At 60.9% G+C, this 18,615-nt stretch carries 15 protein-coding genes; 3 read left to right on the forward strand and 12 right to left on the reverse strand.

Annotation, left to right across the window (positions count from 1 at the left end; all coding sequences use genetic code 11):
* Positions 1–7 precede the first annotated feature (7 nt).
* The 4 genes from AB4072_RS03665 to AB4072_RS03680 form a co-directional block, all read right to left on the reverse strand.
* Entirely contained in the window at positions 8–1,399 is a 1,392-nt protein-coding gene (locus AB4072_RS03665) for an aldehyde dehydrogenase family protein (RefSeq protein WP_441965539.1), read from the reverse strand.
* 107 nt (positions 1,400–1,506) lie between these two features.
* The gene (locus AB4072_RS03670; protein WP_441965540.1) at positions 1,507–2,898 is read right to left on the reverse strand and encodes a glutamine synthetase family protein; all 1,392 of its coding nucleotides are present in this window, start codon (positions 2,896–2,898) and stop codon (positions 1,507–1,509) included.
* 60 nt (positions 2,899–2,958) lie between these two features.
* A complete protein-coding gene (locus AB4072_RS03675) occupies positions 2,959–4,491 on the reverse strand; it encodes an amino acid permease (RefSeq protein ID WP_441965541.1) in 1,533 nt (510 codons plus the stop codon).
* Between the two features lie 64 nt (positions 4,492–4,555).
* Positions 4,556–5,344, reverse strand: a complete 789-nt coding sequence (locus AB4072_RS03680; RefSeq protein ID WP_441965542.1) for an N-formylglutamate amidohydrolase — start codon at positions 5,342–5,344, stop codon at positions 4,556–4,558.
* Positions 5,345–5,484: 140 nt separating this feature from the next.
* Between AB4072_RS03680 and AB4072_RS03685 the strand changes: the two genes are divergently transcribed.
* Positions 5,485–6,354, forward strand: coding sequence for a MurR/RpiR family transcriptional regulator (locus AB4072_RS03685; protein ID WP_441965543.1), 870 nt, complete (start codon positions 5,485–5,487; stop codon positions 6,352–6,354).
* Here the strand turns inward: AB4072_RS03685 and AB4072_RS03690 are convergent, their stop codons facing one another.
* From AB4072_RS03690 to AB4072_RS03710, 5 genes are all read right to left on the reverse strand, one after another.
* A complete protein-coding gene (locus AB4072_RS03690; protein ID WP_441965544.1) occupies positions 6,355–7,473 on the reverse strand; it encodes an AbrB family transcriptional regulator in 1,119 nt (372 codons plus the stop codon).
* Positions 7,474–7,539: 66 nt separating this feature from the next.
* On the reverse strand, positions 7,540–8,751 hold the full coding sequence (locus AB4072_RS03695) for a pyridoxal phosphate-dependent aminotransferase (RefSeq protein ID WP_441965545.1): 1,212 nt from the start codon (positions 8,749–8,751) through the stop codon (positions 7,540–7,542).
* Positions 8,752–8,963: 212 nt separating this feature from the next.
* Complete coding sequence (gene mscL / locus AB4072_RS03700) at positions 8,964–9,389, reverse strand: large conductance mechanosensitive channel protein MscL (RefSeq protein ID WP_441965546.1); 426 nt, start codon at positions 9,387–9,389, stop codon at positions 8,964–8,966.
* Positions 9,390–9,505: 116 nt separating this feature from the next.
* Positions 9,506–10,036 (reverse strand): VOC family protein, encoded by a 531-nt coding sequence (locus AB4072_RS03705; RefSeq protein ID WP_441965547.1) that lies wholly within the window; start codon positions 10,034–10,036, stop codon positions 9,506–9,508.
* A 15-nt stretch (positions 10,037–10,051) separates the two neighbouring features.
* Positions 10,052–10,468 (reverse strand): DoxX family protein, encoded by a 417-nt coding sequence (locus tag AB4072_RS03710; RefSeq protein ID WP_441965548.1) that lies wholly within the window; start codon positions 10,466–10,468, stop codon positions 10,052–10,054.
* Positions 10,469–10,566: 98 nt separating this feature from the next.
* Between AB4072_RS03710 and AB4072_RS03715 the strand changes: the two genes are divergently transcribed.
* Positions 10,567–11,481, forward strand: a complete 915-nt coding sequence (locus AB4072_RS03715; protein WP_441965549.1) for a LysR family transcriptional regulator — start codon at positions 10,567–10,569, stop codon at positions 11,479–11,481.
* Between the two features lie 93 nt (positions 11,482–11,574).
* Entirely contained in the window at positions 11,575–15,084 is a 3,510-nt protein-coding gene (locus AB4072_RS03720) for a NahK/ErcS family hybrid sensor histidine kinase/response regulator (protein ID WP_441965550.1), read from the forward strand.
* Here AB4072_RS03720 and AB4072_RS03725 read toward each other — a convergent pair whose 3' ends face one another.
* The 3 genes from AB4072_RS03725 to AB4072_RS03735 all read right to left on the reverse strand — a co-directional run bounded on the left by AB4072_RS03725 (position 15,085) and on the right by AB4072_RS03735 (position 18,605).
* Positions 15,085–15,708, reverse strand: a complete 624-nt coding sequence (locus AB4072_RS03725; protein ID WP_441965551.1) for a 2-hydroxychromene-2-carboxylate isomerase — start codon at positions 15,706–15,708, stop codon at positions 15,085–15,087.
* A gap of 55 nt (positions 15,709–15,763) precedes the next feature.
* Positions 15,764–16,312: an acyl-CoA thioesterase gene (locus tag AB4072_RS03730; RefSeq protein ID WP_441965552.1), complete on the reverse strand. Its 549-nt coding sequence runs from the start codon at positions 16,310–16,312 to the stop codon at positions 15,764–15,766.
* 85 nt (positions 16,313–16,397) lie between these two features.
* The gene (locus tag AB4072_RS03735) at positions 16,398–18,605 is read right to left on the reverse strand and encodes a 3-hydroxyacyl-CoA dehydrogenase NAD-binding domain-containing protein (RefSeq protein WP_441965553.1); all 2,208 of its coding nucleotides are present in this window, start codon (positions 18,603–18,605) and stop codon (positions 16,398–16,400) included.
* Positions 18,606–18,615: the final 10 nt, after the last annotated feature.

Here is an 18,615-nt window from a genome sequence, read left to right on the forward strand (position 1 = left end):
TTCAAACTCAGATCTGACGGAGGTGGAAGGATTTCGGACGGGTGAGGGATTCGTAAGCGAGCTTCGAGAGGCTTGCGCCGCGACCCGTATCCTTCACACCGGTCCAGGCGAGTGCGGGATCGAGATAGTCGCAGCGGTTCATGAAGACGGTGCCGGTTTCAAGCTTGTCGCCGATGGCTTCCGCCGCATCGATGTCAGAGGTCCAGATGGCAGCGGAGAGGCCGTAGGGCGAGTCGTTCATGAGGCGGATCGCCTCTTCGTCGCCCTTCACCTTCATGATGCCGACAGTGGGGCCAAAGCTTTCTTCGCGCATGACGCTCATGGAATGATCCACATTCGTCAGCACCTGCGGCGCGAGATAGGCAGTGGTCCCAACATCAGCTGCAAAAAGCTTGGTGTCGATATGCGCCTTTGCACCCTTCGCTACCGCTTCCGCATTCTGCTGGCGCACGAGATCGGCGAAGCGCTTATGCGCCATCGGGCCAAGCGTCGTCGCTTCATCGAGCGGATTGCCGAGCACATACTTCTTCACGAGATCGACCGCGCCTTCGACGAAGCGATCATAGTGGCTCTCGTGCACATAGATGCGCTCGATACCGCAGCAGCATTGTCCCGAATTGAAGAACGCGCCGTCGACGAGGTTCTCGATAGCGTTCTCGATATTCGCATCCGCCCGCACATAGGCCGGATCCTTGCCGCCGAGTTCGAGTCCGAGCGAGGTGAAGGAACCAGCCGCTGCGCGCTCAATGGACTTGCCGCCGGAAACAGAGCCGGTGAAATTGCAGTGATCGACAAGACCCTCGCCGAGAATGCGGCTCGTCTGGTCGTGGCTGAGAACGAGGTTTTGGAACAGGCCCTTCGGCAGCCCGGCCCGATCTGCCGCCGCCTGAAAACGCTCGCCCGCAAGGATCGTCTGCGAGGCGTGCTTCAACAGAACCGCGTTACCGGCCATGAGCGCAGGCGCGATGGTATTGATGGCTGTCAGGTACGGATAGTTCCAGGGTGCTACGACAAGCACGAGGCCGACGGGCTCGCGCTTGATCATGCGGCGGAAGCCCTCTTTCGGGTCGTCGGCCGGAATCGCCTTCAGGCTCTCTTCCGCAATGCGCACCATGTAGCGCGCGCGTTCTTCGACGCCACGGAACTCGCCGCCATAACGCACCGGACGCCCCATCTGCTGCGCGATTTCCGGCACTACTTCCTGATTCATGGCAACCAGCGCGTCGAGCATGCCGAGCACTTTTGCGGTGCGCTCCGTCAGCGGCACATGACGCCACTTGGCTTGCGCCTCGCGCGCCGCCGAAATAGCGGCGCCGATGGCGGCCTCGGACATGATGGGACGGCGGACAAGTTCGCGCCCGTCGACGGGGGAGATACAGACGATATCGGTCTCGGCCATGATGCTCTCTTGAATGGCAATGATCCCAATCGGGACCATAGCCTTCTCCTCATAAAGTGTCGCAGTGATCCGGGGAGACAGATCGACGCCTCTCCGGATCCTTCTCGTCAGATGATTTCGAAATAACGGGCGAGTTGCCAGTCGGTGATGGCCTTGCGGGCCTCTCGTTCTTCCCATTCGCGCGTTGCCACGTAGTGGTCAACAAAGGTGTCGCCGAAAAGCTGGCGCGCAGGCTTCGACGCCTTCAGGCGTTCTGCCGCTTCGCCGAGCGAACGCGGCAGCGCTCGCTTCTTCGGGTGCTTCACTGCATAGGCATTGCCCTGGATCGGCTCACCCGGATCGACCTTGTTTTCGATGCCCCATAGGCCGGACCCGATGGCGGCGGCAAGCGCGATGTAAGGATTGATATCGGCTGCCGCGACGCGATACTCCACGCGCTGCGACTTCTCCGAGCCGGGAATGACCCGAAGCGCCGTGGTGCGGTTTTCCACGCCCCAGGCGGAATCGGTCGGCGCCCAATAACCCGGGATGAGGCGGGTGTAGCTGTTCACCGTGCAGGCCACCATCGACAGGAATTCCGGCATCAGCTGCTGCTGACCGCCGACGAACCAGCGCATGGTGTCGGACATGTTGTGCGGCTTCTTGGGATCGTAGAATGCGCCCTTGCCGGTTTTGGTGTCTTTCAGCGAAGCATGGAGGTGACCTGACTGTCCCGGCCAATCGCGCGACCACTTCGCCATGAAGGTCGCCATCAAGCCGCGACGCTGGGCGAGGATCTTGGTGTAGGTCTTGAACAGGGCGGCCTTGTCGGCGGATTTGAGCGCCTCGTCGACGCGGATCGCCGCTTCAAGAACGCCGGGGCCGGTTTCGGTGTGAAGGCCTTCGATCTCGAAATCCATTTTTGTGCCGAGTTCGAGAAGGTCGTGATAGAATTCAGAGTGCACGCCGGAACGCAGCACCGAATAGCCGAAGAAGCCCGGTGTGAGGTTCTTCAGGTTGCGATAGTTCTTCTCGCGCACCGAATGCGGCGTTTCCTCGAACACGAAGAATTCGAATTCCGCCGCCGCCGAGACGGCGAAACCCATGTCTTCCGCCTTCTTCAACACCCGCCGCAGCACACCGCGCGGGCACGCCGCTTCGGCATAGCCATCGAACTCGGCGAGGAAGAACGGTAAATCATTCTCGAACGGGATGAGACGCATCGTATCAGGCAGAATACGCGCGGTCGCATCGGGATAGGCAGTGTGCCAACCGGTGAGTGTCGTGTTGTCGTAAAGCTGGTCGTTCGAATCCCAGCCGAGAACCACGTCGCACATGCCGAAACCGTTCTGAAGAGCGGATTCGAACTTGTCACGCGCCATGTATTTACCGCGCATGATGCCATCGACATCGACGATGCCGATCTTCACGAAGGGCAGGTCACGGCTGCGCACATAAGCCGCGGCATCGGCGGCCGTCTCGATTTTGGGTATGTCCATACGGGGTGTGGGGGCGTTCATGCCGAGAACCTAACGGATATGAAGAAGAAAAGGGAGCGCACGAATGCGCTCCCCGAATGGTCAATGGGACTTGTATTCGCCCTCGCCCTTGGTGACGGCGAACTCCTCCTCGGGGGAGAGAATGAGCTTATGGCGACCCCAGATCAGGAAGTATGCCATCATGACGGCATAGTAGATGGCAACGCCGAGCACGCCATTCTGGAACACGGGATCCGTGAACTGGAAATACAGCGTGATTGCCGCAATGATCATGCACACCAGTGCGCCTGCGTTTCCGAACGGGCTCTTGTAAGGCCGGTGGATGTTCGGGAACTTCTTCTTGAGGGTGATGTAGGACATGCCTTGCATGAAGTAGGCCAGCATCGCCCCTGCCACCGCCATGTTGAGCAGCGTTCCACCGATGACGTTCGCACCCGCTTCAGCACCTTTCGAGAACCAGATGATGAGCATCACCAGAAGACCGAGCACCGCGCCCGCGATCAATGCCACGTGCGGGGTCTTGCGACTGCCGTGTGTCACCGACAGGAAGCTCGGGAAGTAACCCGCCCGCGAGAGTGAATAGATCTGCCGGCCGAATGCGAAGATGATGGTGTGGAACGAGGCGATAAGGCCGATCACCGCGATGGCGGCGAGGATCTTCGCGATGTCCGAACCGAAGATGGTGCGGAATCCATCGAGCAGAGGCTCACCCGACTTGGCAAGGCCTGCCGCACCCGGCGCGATGCTCGTGTTCAGGAAGGTCACGAGGAACGCCGAGACGATGAGCGTCAGAATGCCGAGAATGATTCCCTTCGGCATATCCTTCTGCGGATCGTGCGACTCTTCGGCTGCCAGCGGCAATTGCTCGATGGCAAGGAACAGCCACACCGCGAACGGCATGGTCATGAAGATGCCCTTGATACCGAACGGCAGGAACGGTCCGCCGCCATTCGCGAGCTCCGCGCCGTCCGCACCGATGTTCAGCGCCCAGTGAGCGAAGTCGAGCTTACCGGAGAACAGAACCGAGAGGTAGAAGACGACGAGAACCGCAAGCGCCATCACGGTCACGGTCACGGTGACCTTGAACGAGAGTTCGACGCCGACGATGTTGAGCCCGACGAACAAGGCGTAGGACAAGATCCAGTAGACGGGCTGGAACTCGGGCGCCGTACCGAAGATCGCCGAGAGATAGGAGCCGATGAAGAACACGATCACGGCCGGGGTGAGAACGAACTCGATGTTCTCCGCGATGCCCGTGATGTAACCCGCCCACGGTCCCATCGCCGTGCGCGCGAACGAATACGCACCGCCCGTGTGCGGCAGCGCCGGAGACATCTCGGCGAGCGAGAAGGTCAGCCCGAGATACATCGTCGCGATAATGATCGTCGCGAATAGCATCGAGCCGTAGCCCTGCGCCAAGCCGAGATTCCAGCCCGAATAATGGCCCGAGATCACCGCCCCGACGCCAAGCGCCCAGAGCGACCACACGCGTGCGTATCGCTTCAGCTTGCGGGCTTCGAAATAACTATCGTCTACTTTGGTGTAGGTAATGCCGGCAGCGCCTTGCGCTCCGGCTGAGGGTTGAACCCCCGTACTCCCTTGTCCGACCGACATCGACTCTTCCTCCAAGAATAAGTCTGACCTCTGAGCCATGGCACACCTCGCGCCATGGCTGTCGTCACAGCGTCTGCGCTCCCTCCCTCAAAAGAGGCGCAAGACGGTTAGACCACGACGCCTGTCCGTCTTCCGTGCGGATCAGGTCGTTGCGGATTTCGATCATGAGCGGGGCAAGGCCGCGCCGCTCGGCATGGCGTTCAAGGGTGTGAAACACCCGATCCGCCGGAGAATAGGGTTCGTTCATGCCCACAGTGAGTGCAGGGTCACGCTTTAAACCCGCCTCGACATCGCGGGCATAACGCGCGTCGTTATTGAAGATCAGCCCGATCTCCCAGGGACGCTGAACGCCTCTGTAGACGGGGGTGAAGGAGTGAATCGAGATGACGGATCGAGTCAGCCCCGCCGCCTTGCGCGCATCGGCGAAGGCATCGACCGCGTCATGAAACGGCGCGTAAACTTCCCGGGCGCGGCGCGCGCGCTCAGTAGGATCGAGATTGAGATTTCCCGGAACTTCCGTGTGCTCGCTCAAAACGGTGATCGAATCAGGCGCGGACGGATCGCGGTTGAGATCGAGCACGAGACGGGACACTGTCGCATGGATCAAAGGCGCGTCGAGAAGGCGAGAAAGCCCCATCGCCACCCCGAGAGCGCCGGGATCCCACGCGATGTGGCTTTGAAGCTCCTGAGGACCGAGGCCGAGGGTACCGTATCGTGCGGGGAGTCGATTGGAGGCGTGTTCGCAGATGAGCAGAATCGGCGAACGTCCACCCGCATTCTCAATGCGGGCGACGGGCTCGTCGCCCTGGAACGCAGCATCCCCCACGGAGCCGGCTCGGCTCTCATGCACCATGCGGTCCTCCATCAGCCTGCTTGAGGCAAGCCGTCCCCTGTATTGAACGTTTGATACGTTCGTTATCATTTTTCTTGTTTTGAAATTTTTGATACAGGTTTCAGATCTCGTCAAGGACATCTGTGGACAAGCATTCCGGCATGCCCGATCAAAGCCTCCTCCCGCCCGCCGATCCGCCAAGTCTCGCGGACCGGATTCGCCATGAGATGGAGCATTTTACGCCGAGCGAGAAACGGGCGGCCCATGTTCTTTTAAGCCATTATCCGTTCGCCGGGTTGGAGACAGTCGCGGAATTCGCATCGCGCGCCGGCATTTCGGGACCCTCGGCCCTTCGCTTCGTGACCCGGCTCGGCTTCAACGGCTTCCCGGATTTTCAGAAGCACCTGCGCGAAGAGCTGGAGGCGCAGCTTCTCTCCCCCCTCGCTAAGGCGAGCCCACTGGACAAGGGCCAGACGGCTCCGGCGCTGGCCGCCTTCGCGGAGGCGACCATCGCGAACTTGCGTGCGACCGTGGAGAACATCGCCCCCGCTGAGTTCGATGCGGTTGTGACCCTGTTGAGCGATCCGCGTCGAAACGTTCACTTCACGGGCGGCCGCTTCACCGGCGCGCTGGCGCGCTACGCCGAGAGCCACTTCCGCATCGTGCGGAGCAACGTGGATGCGATCGATAGCCAACCCGCTCTTTGGCGGGATCGGATGATCGAGATCGGCCGTAAGGACGTCCTCGTGGTGTTCGACATCAGGCGCTATCAGGACGACATCGTGCTGTTGGCTGAGACGGCGGCAAAACAGGGTGCGACGGTCGTTCTGATTACCGATCCCTGGCTCTCGCCCATCGCGCGGGTCGCTCGCCATGTCCTGCCGGCGCACGTTACGGCTCCCTCCAACTGGGATTCCTCCGCCGGATTGCTGATGCTGACCGAGGCTCTTGTCGCGACGGTGACCAAGCGATTGTGGGAAACCGCAAAGCCCCGCATGGAGGCTGTGGAGCGACTGCGTCGCCGGGAATGATCAGGATTGCTGCTTCGGCTGCACCCAGCTCAACACGAGCGGTAGCGTGAAGCCGATGCCGATGAACCGGACGAAATGGTGGATACCCACATAGAGCGGGTCGAGCCCCAGCATCAGGGCGAGCACCGTCATCGCCTCAAGCCCTCCGGGCGCGAAAGCGATCAGGGCATTGTGGAACGTGACACCGGCAATCCAGCTTGCGAGAGCCGCAAAGGCCACTGCGACGCTCATCCCGACAGCGAATGAACCAAGGCCTGCAACGATGGATTGGCGAACCGTCGCGAAATTCAGATCACGGAAACGGTCTGCGATGAAGGCTCCCATCAGAACGAGACCACCTGTCGCGATCACAGGTGGAATGACGCCCTGGATGAAGCTCGTCGCGTGAGCGAAAGTGCTGACCAGCGTCGCACCGAGAAGAATCGGCGCGGCCATACCGAGCCGCTTGAAAACAGTCCCCACGACGACGCTGCCGAAAAGCATGATCGCCATGCTTCCCGGCGACATGATCTGCTGTCCCTCCCCCAGGAGACGGGACCCCAGTTCTCCATCTCCGGACATCACGACGACGCCCGGCAGGAGCGCGATCAGGGCGAAGAGGCGCACGTTCTGAACGATGACGATGGGCGCGACAGCAGCGTTCCTGTCGATGGCGATGGCGATCACCGTCGACAACGCCCCCGGCGCGGACGCCAGAAGAGCATCGCTTTTCCCCCAGCCTGAAACCCGCGTCAGCCAGAAAGCCGACGTGGCACAGATGGCCACGACCCCTATGACGAGCAGAACAAGGCTGAGTGGATAGCGTCCTATGGCGGCAATGGCCGTAGGCGTTACCGCCGCACCCATGGAGACTCCCGACGTGAGCAACGCCATATCGGTGAGGGCGCGGGGCATCGCCTTCGACCATCCGGTCAGTCCCCAGAGGACGACGGCGACCGCCGACCCGGACAACCAGGCTCCCGGTATCCCGACGACGTGAAAGATCAAACCGCCAAGGCCGGCGATCAGGATCTGGGCGATGTATGTCAGAACGGTTTGCATGAGCGGCTGGAAGAACTCTGGTCGCTCAATGACGGCGATGGGCCCATCCGTCAAATGCCCATCGCGCAAGCAAGCCATGCATTGGCTGTCTTAGAGCATGATCAGAACAAGTGGAAACCGGTTGTTCGCCCGGATCATGCGGCATCAAACTCTAGCGGCGATCTTGGGCAGGGCAGCAGCGATGCGGCGCACTGCTTCCTTCAGGTCTTCGGATTTGCGGGCATAACAGATCCGCAAATATCCCTCTCCTGCTGCACCACCGAAAGCCGAGCCCGGCGCGAGGCCGACATTGGCCTCTTCGATGAGCCGGATCGCGACATCCTGCGAATTCTTGGCCCCTTTGACTTTTGGAAAGGCGTAGAACGCGCCGGAGGGTGGAGGCAATTCCATAAGCCCGGTTTCCGCAAGGCCCATGATGATCTGGCGCCCCTCTTTCGCCCGAGCGATCTGATGGGCGACGAAACTCTCGCCCTGCTCCAGGGCTGCAACGCCGCCCCGTTGGATGAAGACCGGCGTCCCGGAGGTCTGATACTGAATCAGGTTCTCGATCACCTGCCCCAGAGCCGGAGACGCTTCGAGCCAGCCGAGACGCCAGCCGGTCATGGCCCAGTTCTTGGAGAAGGTCTGGATGAACAGAACCCGGTCCTCCGGCGCCATCACATCCCTGAACGAGGGCGCGCGGCCCTCGACGGCAAGCGCCTCGTCGTAGATGAAACGGCCATAGATCTCATCAGCGATGATCCAGAGACCGTGTTTGCGGGCGAGCTCCAGTGCTGCGCGCAAGTCGTCATGGCTTGCCGTCCACCCGGTCGGGTTCGACGGCGAGTTGATGACGAGTGCCTTGGTGCGCGGAGTGATCGCGGCCTCCAGGCGTGCGATGTCGAGGATCCAGCCCTTGGCCGAGAAAGTCATCGGCACGCCGACGGCCTTCGCCCCTGCGATGGTGAGGGCACCAATGAAATTGGGCCAGACCGGCGTCGGCACCAGAACCTCATCTCCGTTGCCCGCGAGCATGCGCACAGCGATCTGAAGCGCCGGCATGCCGCCCGAGGTGACAAAGAAGCGCTCGGGATCGACAGGCTTGCCGTAAACGCGCTCATGATAGCGCGCGATGGCCTGCCGCAGATCCGGAATGCCGCGCTGATAGGTATAGAAGGTCTCGCCGGCGGCAAGCGAACGTGTCGCGGCCTCGCAGATGAAGGACGGGGTCGGAAGGTCGCCTTCGCCGACCCAGAGCGGGATCAGGCCTTCGCGGTTGCGTCCGTAGTTGAAGACATCGACGATGCCGCTCGTCGGTGCATGCTCCGCTTCCGAGCGGAGATTGAAGACGGAAGAGGTCGAGACGGACGCGTTCATGAAAAGCTCCTCGGCAGACGAACAGGCATGGCGTGTTCGCCCGCGCAAGGCAAGCTTTCGGAAGCTGTTATGACAAGATGCGAAGGGACCGATCGAATCCGGTGATGGGTCAGAGCATGATCGAAACAAGTGGAAACCGGTTGTTCGCCCGGATCATGCGGCATCAAAAGAATCGAGAGTTTGATCTTGTTTCAATCTGAAACGATTAAACTCTAGAGTGCGGACCTCTCCTTCAGGAGATCGCGAATTTCGGCGAGAAGCTTCACGTTGGCCATGTCCTCCGGCTTCTCCTTGACCTTCTCTCCTTCACTGCGCTGGAGCTTGTTGATGCCCTTCACGACCATGAAGAGAACCCAGGCAATGATGAGGAAGTTGATGGCGACGGTGATGAAATTGCCGAAAGCAAGAACAGCGCCCTGCTTTCTGGCCTCTGCGAGAGAGGTCGCCGTCACCTCCTTGGAGAGCCCCAGGAAATAATTGGAGAAATCGAGGCCGCCGGTCACCGCCCCGATGATCGGCATGAACAGATCGCTGACCATGGAATCCACGATCCGGCTGAACGCCGCACCGATGATCACGCCGATGGCGAGATCGACCACGTTTCCGCGCAAGGCGAATTTCTTGAACTCTTCCAACACAGCCCATCTCCTCGTCAGCCAGTACCGTTAGGAATCTTAGCATTTAGGTCAAGGAGCGGGCTAGTCGAGAGAAAGCCGCCGCCTCCCAGATCAAGGAAGGCGCCGACTTCGCATCCTTAAGGTTGCGCGCTGGCGAGGAGGTCCTGCAGATCCAGGCGCTCTGTCACCATCTGTAACTTACCGTCGGGCGCACGGGGCCATTCGGCTTCGGGACGGTCCCAATACAATTCGACGCCGTTCCTGTCCGGGTCACTCAAGTAGAGCGCCTCACTTACCCCGTGATCACTGGCGCCTTCGAGGGGCACGCCAGCCTCGATGAGACGGCGGAGCGCATCGGCCAGTTCCGCCCGGGTCGGGTAGAGAATGGCCGTGTGGTAGAGCCCGGTCGTGCCACGCGGGGGCGGCGAGCCGCCTTTGCTCTCCCAGGTATTGAGGCCGATGTGATGGTGATAGCCACCGGCCGAGATGAACGCGGCCTGCGTCCCGTAGCGCTGCATCAATTGGAAGCCGAGAACGCCACAATAGAAGGCGAGCGAACGGTCGAGATCGGACACTTTCAGATGAACGTGGCCGATCCTGACGCCCGCCCCGATGGGACGCACCGATGCGAGGCCGGCGTCATTCAAAGGCGAAAGGGGTGCGGACATGATGTGTGTTCCGTTTTAGGCGCGGGCGAGTTTCGCTGGCTCGGAGCGCAGGGCGTAGGCGCCGTCACCGAGCAGAGCCTGGACGAGAAGAGCCACCGCCCAGAAGGCCGGATATTCCCAACCGCCATTGGCGTTCGAGAAGAAAAAGCCGGCAGGACCATGCACGGTGAATATGGCGCCAAGCAGGACCGGAATAAGGACGATGGCTGTGATGCGGGTGTAAAAGCCGAGGATGAGCGCCGCCGCGCCGACGACCTCGATGAGGATGGTGAGATAGGCGAGCGCAGGCGGCAAACCGAGGCTGCCGAAGAACTGCGCCGTACCGGCCGGGGTGAAGACGAAGATCTTCAGACCGGCATGGGCGAAAAAGAGAATGCCGAGCGTCACACGAAGCACGAGGGCGGCGAAGGGAGCGGTGCGGTTGTCGATCATGGGAGGTTTCCTGAAATAACGTGTCCGCTTTATATGACCTCATACCCATGATACGATAATATCAATATCTGGATATAAGCTCACACCAGGAGGGTGAATTGCTCGACCGCGTCACCGGCATGCAGGTCTTCGCTCGCGTCGGCACCCTTGGCAATTTCTCGGCCGCCGCGCGGGCTTTGAATCTCTCGCAGACCATGGTGACGAAGCATGTCTCCGCCCTTGAGGACAGGCTCGGCGTCAAGCTCCTGAATCGCTCCACACGCGGCATGACCCTGACTGAAGCCGGCAGGAGCTATCTCTCTGCCTGCGAGCGCATTCTCGCCGAGATCGAGGAGGCCGACGCCTCCGCCAGTCTAGACCGAGTGGAACCGCGCGGAACGCTCAAGCTCAATGTGCCGCTGGCTTTTGGCATACGTGAGATTGCCCCGGCCTTGGCCGAGTTCAGCCGGCTTCATCCGGCGGTCACTGTCGATCTCGGCCTCACCGACCGCTATGTCGACCTCATCGAGGAAGGTTGGGACCTTGCCATCCGCATCGGCCGCCTGAAGGATTCAGGCCTCGTGGCGCGCCGCATCGCTCCTTGCCGGGTCGTCGTCTGCGCGGCCCCCTCCTACCTGTTCACCCACGGCACGCCACGAACGATTGCGGATCTCCAACAACACAACTGCCTCGGCTACACGTTGCCGAATGCGCTCGGCGCGAACCGCTGGACCTTTGGCGAAAACAGCGAGATCGTCGCCCCCGTTTCCGGCAACTTACGGGCCAATAACGGAGACGCTCTGCTTGCAGCCGCGCTTGCCGGTCAGGGCTTGATTTATCAGCCTACCTTCATCGTTGGCGATAGCTTGCGGGCCGGAGCGCTCATGCGGATTGATCTCGACTGTCCGCCCCACGAATTCGGCGTCCATGCCATCCTGCCCTCCGGCCGTCAGGCCCCTGCCAAGGTTCGCGTCTTCATAGAATTTCTGGCTGAACGCTTCGCGCCAGAGCCCGCCTGGGACAGGGAATTATGACCCGCTGCAGCGGCAATTGTTATCTGCCTCGGAACGTAGCATTCACAGACTTAAGCCGCTAATCTCACGGGGTTTCTTCGCAAGGATCAGCACATGGTCGCCAGTTGGGCGGTTATCCTCTTGGCTCTCGCCTATCTCTGCCTGCTTTTCACGGTCGCTCATTGGGGCGATTCTTTCGGGCGGCGGATCGTGCGAGGGCGTGCGCGCTCAACGATCGCGGCCCTGTCGCTGGCGGTCTATTGCACCTCGTGGACCTTCTTCGGATCTGTGGGTCTCGCGAGTTCCTCGGGGCTCGACTTCCTGACGATCTATATCGGCCCAATCCTCGTCATCGGTCTCGGGCACCTGCTTGTCGCGCGCATCGTGCGCGTGGCGAAGGCCCAGAACATCTCGTCCATCGCGGATTTCGTCGCGGCTCGCTATGGCAAGAGCGAACGCGTTGCGGCTATCGTTTCGCTGATCGCGCTGATCGGTTCGGTTCCCTATATCGCGCTGCAATTGAAGGCGGTCTCGTCCTCGCTCGATGTGTTTTTGACAGTCGCGAGCGGCACGACCTCGCACGCCATTCCAATCTTCGGCGATCTCGCGCTCGTCGTCGCTCTCGTGCTCGCCGGTTTCGCGGTGGCATTCGGAACCCGGCACACGGATGCAACGGAACACCAAGACGGGCTTGTGCTCGCGATCTCGCTTGAATCCGTCGTCAAGCTCATCGCCTTTCTCGTTGTCGGCCTTTATGTCACCTTCGTCATGTTCGATGGCTTCGACGACATCGTCGCGCAGGTGACCGCGAAGGGCATCAACCCGAGCATGGTCGACCGGACATCCGGGTTCGGCAGTTATGTGACACTGATCCTGCTCTCGATCTGCGCGTCCATTCTGTTGCCGCGCCAGTTTCACATGACGGTTGTCGAGAACAGGTCCATTGCCGATCTCAAGCGGGCCGCGTGGCTATTTCCGGTTTATCTTCTTCTCATCAATCTGTTCGTCATTCCCATCGCGCTCGCCGGCATGGCCGTTTTCCCGCAAGGGGCGATTGACCGGGACATGACGGTTCTCGCGCTGCCTCTGTTCGACAAGACAGGGTCCATCGCGCTTCTCGCCTTCCTCGGCGGGTTCTCGGCGGCGACCGCCATGGTGATCGTCGATTCCATCGCCATCGCCATCATGATCTCGAACCATCTCGTGATGCCGATCGTGTTGCGACGACGCGCTTTCGCCGGCGTCGATCCCGGCGGGTTCGTGCTCGGCGTGCGTCGGCTCTCCATCGTTCTCGTCATCCTGCTCGCGTATGTTTACTATCGCGGTTCCGGAGAGGCCGCGCTTGCCTCGATCGGGCTTCTCTCCTTCGCCGCCGTGGCGCAGATCGCGCCCGCTTTTCTCGGCGGTCTCATCTGGTCGCGCGGCACGGCACTGGGAGCTTGCGCCGGCCTCATCGTCGGCTTCTTCACCTGGGCCTACACGCTCCTGCTCCCGAGCCTCGTGTGGGACGGCGTATTCTGGTCGGACGTCGTGGTCACCGGCCCCTTCGGCATTCTGGCGCTCAAACCGACAGCGCTTTTCGGTGTCGATCTTCCACAGCTCACGCACGGAGTCGTGTGGAGTCTGACGCTCAACATCCTGACCTATATCGGCATCTCGTTCTGGCGGCAGGCGACGCCACTGGAGCGCATTCAGGCCAAGGTCTTCGTCAGCGAACCGGATGTATCCGCAGCCCCGAGCTTCCGCCTGTTTCGCGCGAGCGTCACCGTCGACGAGTTGCGCGCCACCGTCGCACGTTATCTCGGAGACGAGCGTGCGACGAAATCGTTTGCGGGCTTCGCTCATAGCCGTGGGCAGCCGCTCGAAGGTCGTGCGGAAGCGGACTTTCACCTCTTGCGATATGCGGAACATCTGCTCGCATCCGCTATCGGAACAGCCTCGTCACGCCTCGCCCTGTCGCTGCTGTTGCGCCGCCGCACCGTCTCGACCAAAGACGCGCTGAAACTCCTGGACGATGCGTCCGCCGCAATTCAGCAGAGCCGCGATCTTCTGCAACACGCCATCAACTATGCAAAGCAAGGCATCACGGTGCTCGACCGCGACTTGCGCTTGCTCGCCTGGAACCAGGCTTTCGTCGATCTCTATGATCTGCCGCCCAACCTCGTGCGCGTCGGCGTCGGCATGGACAGCATCATCCGTTTCAATGCCCAGAGAGGTTCCTACGGTCCCGGTTCCTTCGACCGTCACATCGCATCGCGGATCCACTCCTTCCTGCACGACCTCGAACCGGTGCGTTTGAGACTTTATCCGTCAGAGATCGTGATCGAGATCCGCTCAAATCAGCTTCCGGATGGCGGCCTCGTTACCACCTATACGGACGTGACCGAAACCGTCGCCGCGGAGGAAGAAAGCCGGCGCGCCAACGAGACGCTGGAGCAACGCGTCAAGGAGCGCACGGAAGAGCTGACGCGCCTCAACGAGGCTCTCTCGAGTGCAAAGGGAGAGGCGGAGGAAGCGAACATCTCCAAGACGCGCTTCCTCGCCGCCGCAAGCCACGACATTCTGCAACCGCTCAATGCTGCAAGGCTCTACGCGACCTCGCTGGTGGAGCGCGACCGGGATGCAGGCGACGCTTTGCTCGCCGAGAACATCGACGCCTCCCTCGATGCGGTGGAAGAAATCCTGACTGCGCTTCTCGACATTTCGCGGCTCGACACGGGCGCGATGAAGCCGCAATGGTCGAGCTTCCGAATCGACGAGATGTTCCGCCAGTTGCAACGGGAGTTCGATCCCATCGCACGGGAGAAGGGGCTGGAGATTACCTTCGTCCCTTCCTCGCTCACCGTACGCTCCGACCGTCGCCTGTTGCGGCGTATTCTGCAAAACCTCGTCTCGAACGCGATCAAGTACACGCTCTCGGGCCGCGTTCTGGTCGGCGGCCGGCGGCGCGGCGGACGCCTGATTTTGGAAGTGTGGGATACGGGCCTCGGCATTCCGCCCTCGAAGCAACGGATCGTCTTCCGTGAATTCCAGCGACTGGATCAGGGTGCGAAGGCCGCGCGCGGCCTTGGGCTCGGCCTCTCTATCGTGGAGCGGATCTGCCGCGTTCTGGGCCACCCGGTAATACTCCAATCCACCGCCGGGCGAGGCTCGGTCTTCCGCGTGGATGTGCCGGTGGTCGCCGCTTTGCCGGCCTCGACGGCAGCGCCAGAGCCACCCAAGGCTCCGGTCACGCAATTGTCCGGCTTGCGCGTGCTCGCCATCGATAACGAGCCGGCGATTCTGGAGGGTATGCGCCTTCTCCTCACCGGTTGGGGTTGTGAAGTCTGGACGGCCTCCGACCTCGACAACGCGCAGAAGCTCATCAAGGAGCGCAAGGAGGCGCCGGAAGCGATCATCGCCGATTATCATCTCGACGAAGGCGATGGCCTCGAAGCCATCAAGTCGCTACGCTGGAAGACACAGGTGGACACGCCTGCGGTTCTCATCACCGCCGACCGCACGCCGACAGTGCGTGATGCGGCGACGGAGATGAACGTTCACATTCTGAACAAGCCGCTGAAACCAGCAGCTTTGCGGGCGCTTCTCACCCAATGGCGCGCGACGAAGGTGGCCGCCGAATAATCAAATATTGGGGCCGTAGGGCGCGCGACCGGTCGTCAAGGCATCGTCGAGCAGTTCAAGGCGGTCTTGTCCCCAGAACACCTCACTGTCGAGTACATAGGAGGGCGACCCGAATACGTCGCCCGCCACGGCGTTCTCCAAGTTCAGCGCATAGATCGCTTCGGTCACGCTACCCGTGGCCACGTCCATCAACGATGAGGAATCGAGACCCGCAGCTTCCGCCAGTTCGGCGATGACGAGTGGATTGGCGAGATCGCGCTCCTCCTCCCAAATTCCAGCAAAGGACCGGCGCAGGAATGGGTCAGGATCCTTTCCCGCAGCTCCGATGGCAATCGCGAAACGGTCCACGAGGTTTACATCGAACGGCCAGTATTTCGGCTTGGGATTGAACGAAAGGCCGCGCTTGTCCCGCCAACGCTGCAGTTCGACCATCCGGTAGCGCTGGCGCACTGGATGCCGTTGGGCCAACGGCAATCCACCCGTCTCCGAGAACACCCGACCGAGAAAGACCGGCTTGTAGTTCACCTCGATCCCATGCCGCTGCACGATGTCCATGAAGGGCATATGGCCGAGATAAGCCCAAGGACTGGCGAAGGAGAAGTAGTAATCGATGGTGCGGGGCATTGGCGGCACTCTTCGTTTCTGTTGTAAGAACAAGCTATCCTGACCGATGAAACGATCAAGCCGTCTTCTTCATCGCTTCCTCCGCCGCCAGAAAAGCCGTGATCTGAGGACTTTCCGGCGGTGCCGAGGCGCGAATACCGAGATCGGTGAGGATGCGTTCGACAGGAACGAAGCTTCTGGCCTTGCGGTCGTAGAGACCCACGCGGACCAGGGCGCCGGCGGCAGAGACGGGGCTCGCATCCTTGCCGATCGTGATCAGCTTCTGCTCCATCACGACCCAACCTTCGCCCCACGTGACGATGCGCGTCTCGAGCGTGAAGGGCTGAAAGAGCTTCAACTCACGCCGGAACCTGATCTGACCCGCGCTCACCACGGGTAGCCAGCGGTTCTTCAGAACGGCGCGCCACATGCCGGATCGAACCATAATGTCCGCACGGCCGAGGTCCATCAGCGACCAGTACCGTCCGTTGTTCATATGGAACGACGTGTCGAGGTCGTGCGGCCAGACGCGGAAGTCGAGGCGCGAGACCTCGTTCACCGGGTCGAGTTTGGGACGGAACAACGACGCTATCAGAAGATGGAGGACACGAAGCCAGAGATTCATATGTTTTCCATGCGGACGCCTTGTGACACGGCGCCAATTGAAAAACCCGGGGGCTGCCCCGGGTTTCTGTCGCTATCAGACAAACTCACGCCGCTTTCTTCGTTTCCGCGCGGCCATAGAAGGTGCCACCGCTTGCCGCCATGTCCACGAGGATCTTAGGGGGGGCGAAGCGATCGCCATGCTTGGCTTGCAGCGCCTTGCAGAGATCCACAAAAACCTTCGCGCCCATGAAATCGATGTAGGACAGCGCACCGCCCGTGAACGGCGCAAAGCCGAAGCCGAGAATGGAGCCCACATCCGCCTCACGCGGATCGGTAATGACGCCCTCCTCCACCGTGCGTGCGGCTTCCAATGCCTGCGTCACGAGAAGGCGTTGCTTCAGCTCCTGCATGTCGATGCTCTCGCCATCGAGATGCTTCGGCTGCAGATCCGTCAGACCGGGCCAGAGTTTCTTCGGCCCGTTTTCGGGATAATCATAGAAGCCCTTTTTGTTCTTCCGTCCGAAGCGGCCTTCCTTCTCAACAAGATGCGCCAGCAGCGCCTCCTGCTGCGGGATGATCGCGGTTTCGCCCAGTTGCGCCTTTGTGGCCTTGAGGATTTTAAAGCCCAGATCGACACCGACTTCGTCGTTGAGCGAGAGCGGTCCGACCGGCATGCCGGCTTGCTTGCCCGCATTCTCGATCATCGCAGGCGGAACGCCCTCGGTCAGCATGAGATGGCCTTCGAGGATGTAAGCGAGCACGCAACGATTGGCGAAGAACCCGCGCGAGTCGTTCACCACAATCGGAGTCTTCTTGATCAGCCGCACATAATCGAGCGCGGTGGCGAGCGCCTTATCACCCGTCTTCTTGCCGAGAATGACCTCGACCAGCATCATCTTCTCGACCGGTGAGAAGAAGTGGATGCCGATGAACTCATCCGGCCGTTTCGAGGTCTTCGCAAGGCCGGAGATCGGCAGCGTCGACGTGTTGGACGCGAAGATGCATTCGGGGCGGATGGCGGCCTCGACCTTTTCGATCACCTCAGCCTTCACCTTCGGGTCCTCGAACACGGCTTCGATGACGAGCTCGCAATCACTCAAGTCCTTGTAGTCCGCACTCGTCTTGATGCGGGCCAGCAAGGCATCGCGATCCGCCGTCTTGGCGCGACCTTTCATGATCTGATCGGACATGAGCTTGTGCGAATAAGCCTTGCCCTTTTCCGCCGTTTCCACATCGCGGTCGATGAGCACGACTTCGAGCCCCGCATTAGCAGTGACGTAGGCGACGCTCGCGCCCATGAAGCCCGCGCCGACGACGCCAACCTTTTTCAGATGGGTCGGGGGCACCTCTTTCGGGCGACGCGCGCCCTTGTTCAACTCCTGCATGGAGACGAAGAGCGTGCGGATCATCGCCGCCGCTTCCTTCGAGCGCAGGATCTTGGCGAACCAGCGCGACTCCACTCTCAAGGCTTGGTCCATAGGCAGTTGCAGGCCCTGATAGACCGCTTCCAGAATAGCATAGGCTGCCGGGTAATTGCCCTGAGTCTCACGCCGATAGATGGCGTTCGCCGCAGGCCAGGTCTGCATGCCAGCCGCCGAATACACCTTGTTCGACGGCAGCTTGAAATTCTTGTTGTCCCACGGCGCTTCCGCGGAGCCGCCGTTCTTGATCCACTCCTTCGCCGTCTTGACGATCTCGTCACGCGGCGCCACCGCGTGAGCGAGGCCCATATTGCGCGCCATGAGCGGACGGAGCTGCTCACCCTTGAACAACATCTGCAACGCATCACCCGTCTGCATCAGGCGCGAAACGCGCTGCGTGCCGCCGGCACCTGGGAAAAGACCGACCTTGATCTCAGGCAGGCCGACGCGCGTTGAATCAGCGTCGGACAGAACGCGGAAATGACAGGCGAGCGCTAATTCGAACGCGCCGCCGAGGCACACGCCGTTCACAGCGATTGCAAAGGGTTTTCCGCAGGCTTCAAGACGCCGATAAAGCAACGAGAGCTTGCGCGATTCCTCGAAGAAGAAGCCCATCGCCTCTTCCTCGCCTTTCTCCTTGGCGAGCTTGGCATATTGCGCGCCGAGCCCTTGCAGCATGTTGAGATCGGCACCGCCCGAGAAACTTTCCTTGCCCGAGGTGATGACGCAGCCTTTGATTGCTGCATCGCCTGCAACCTTCTCGACGATCTGCGACAGCTCCTCCATCACCTCCGGGGTGATGACGTTCATGGAGCGGTCCGGCATATCCCAAGTCGCAAGCGCGATACCGTCGCCATCGACATCGAAACGGAAGTTCGTAAATTTCGTCATAGTTTCCTCC

Origin of the sequence: Microvirga sp. 2MCAF38, from assembly GCF_052115485.1 — a bacterium.
GTDB lineage: Bacteria > Pseudomonadota > Alphaproteobacteria > Rhizobiales > Beijerinckiaceae > Microvirga.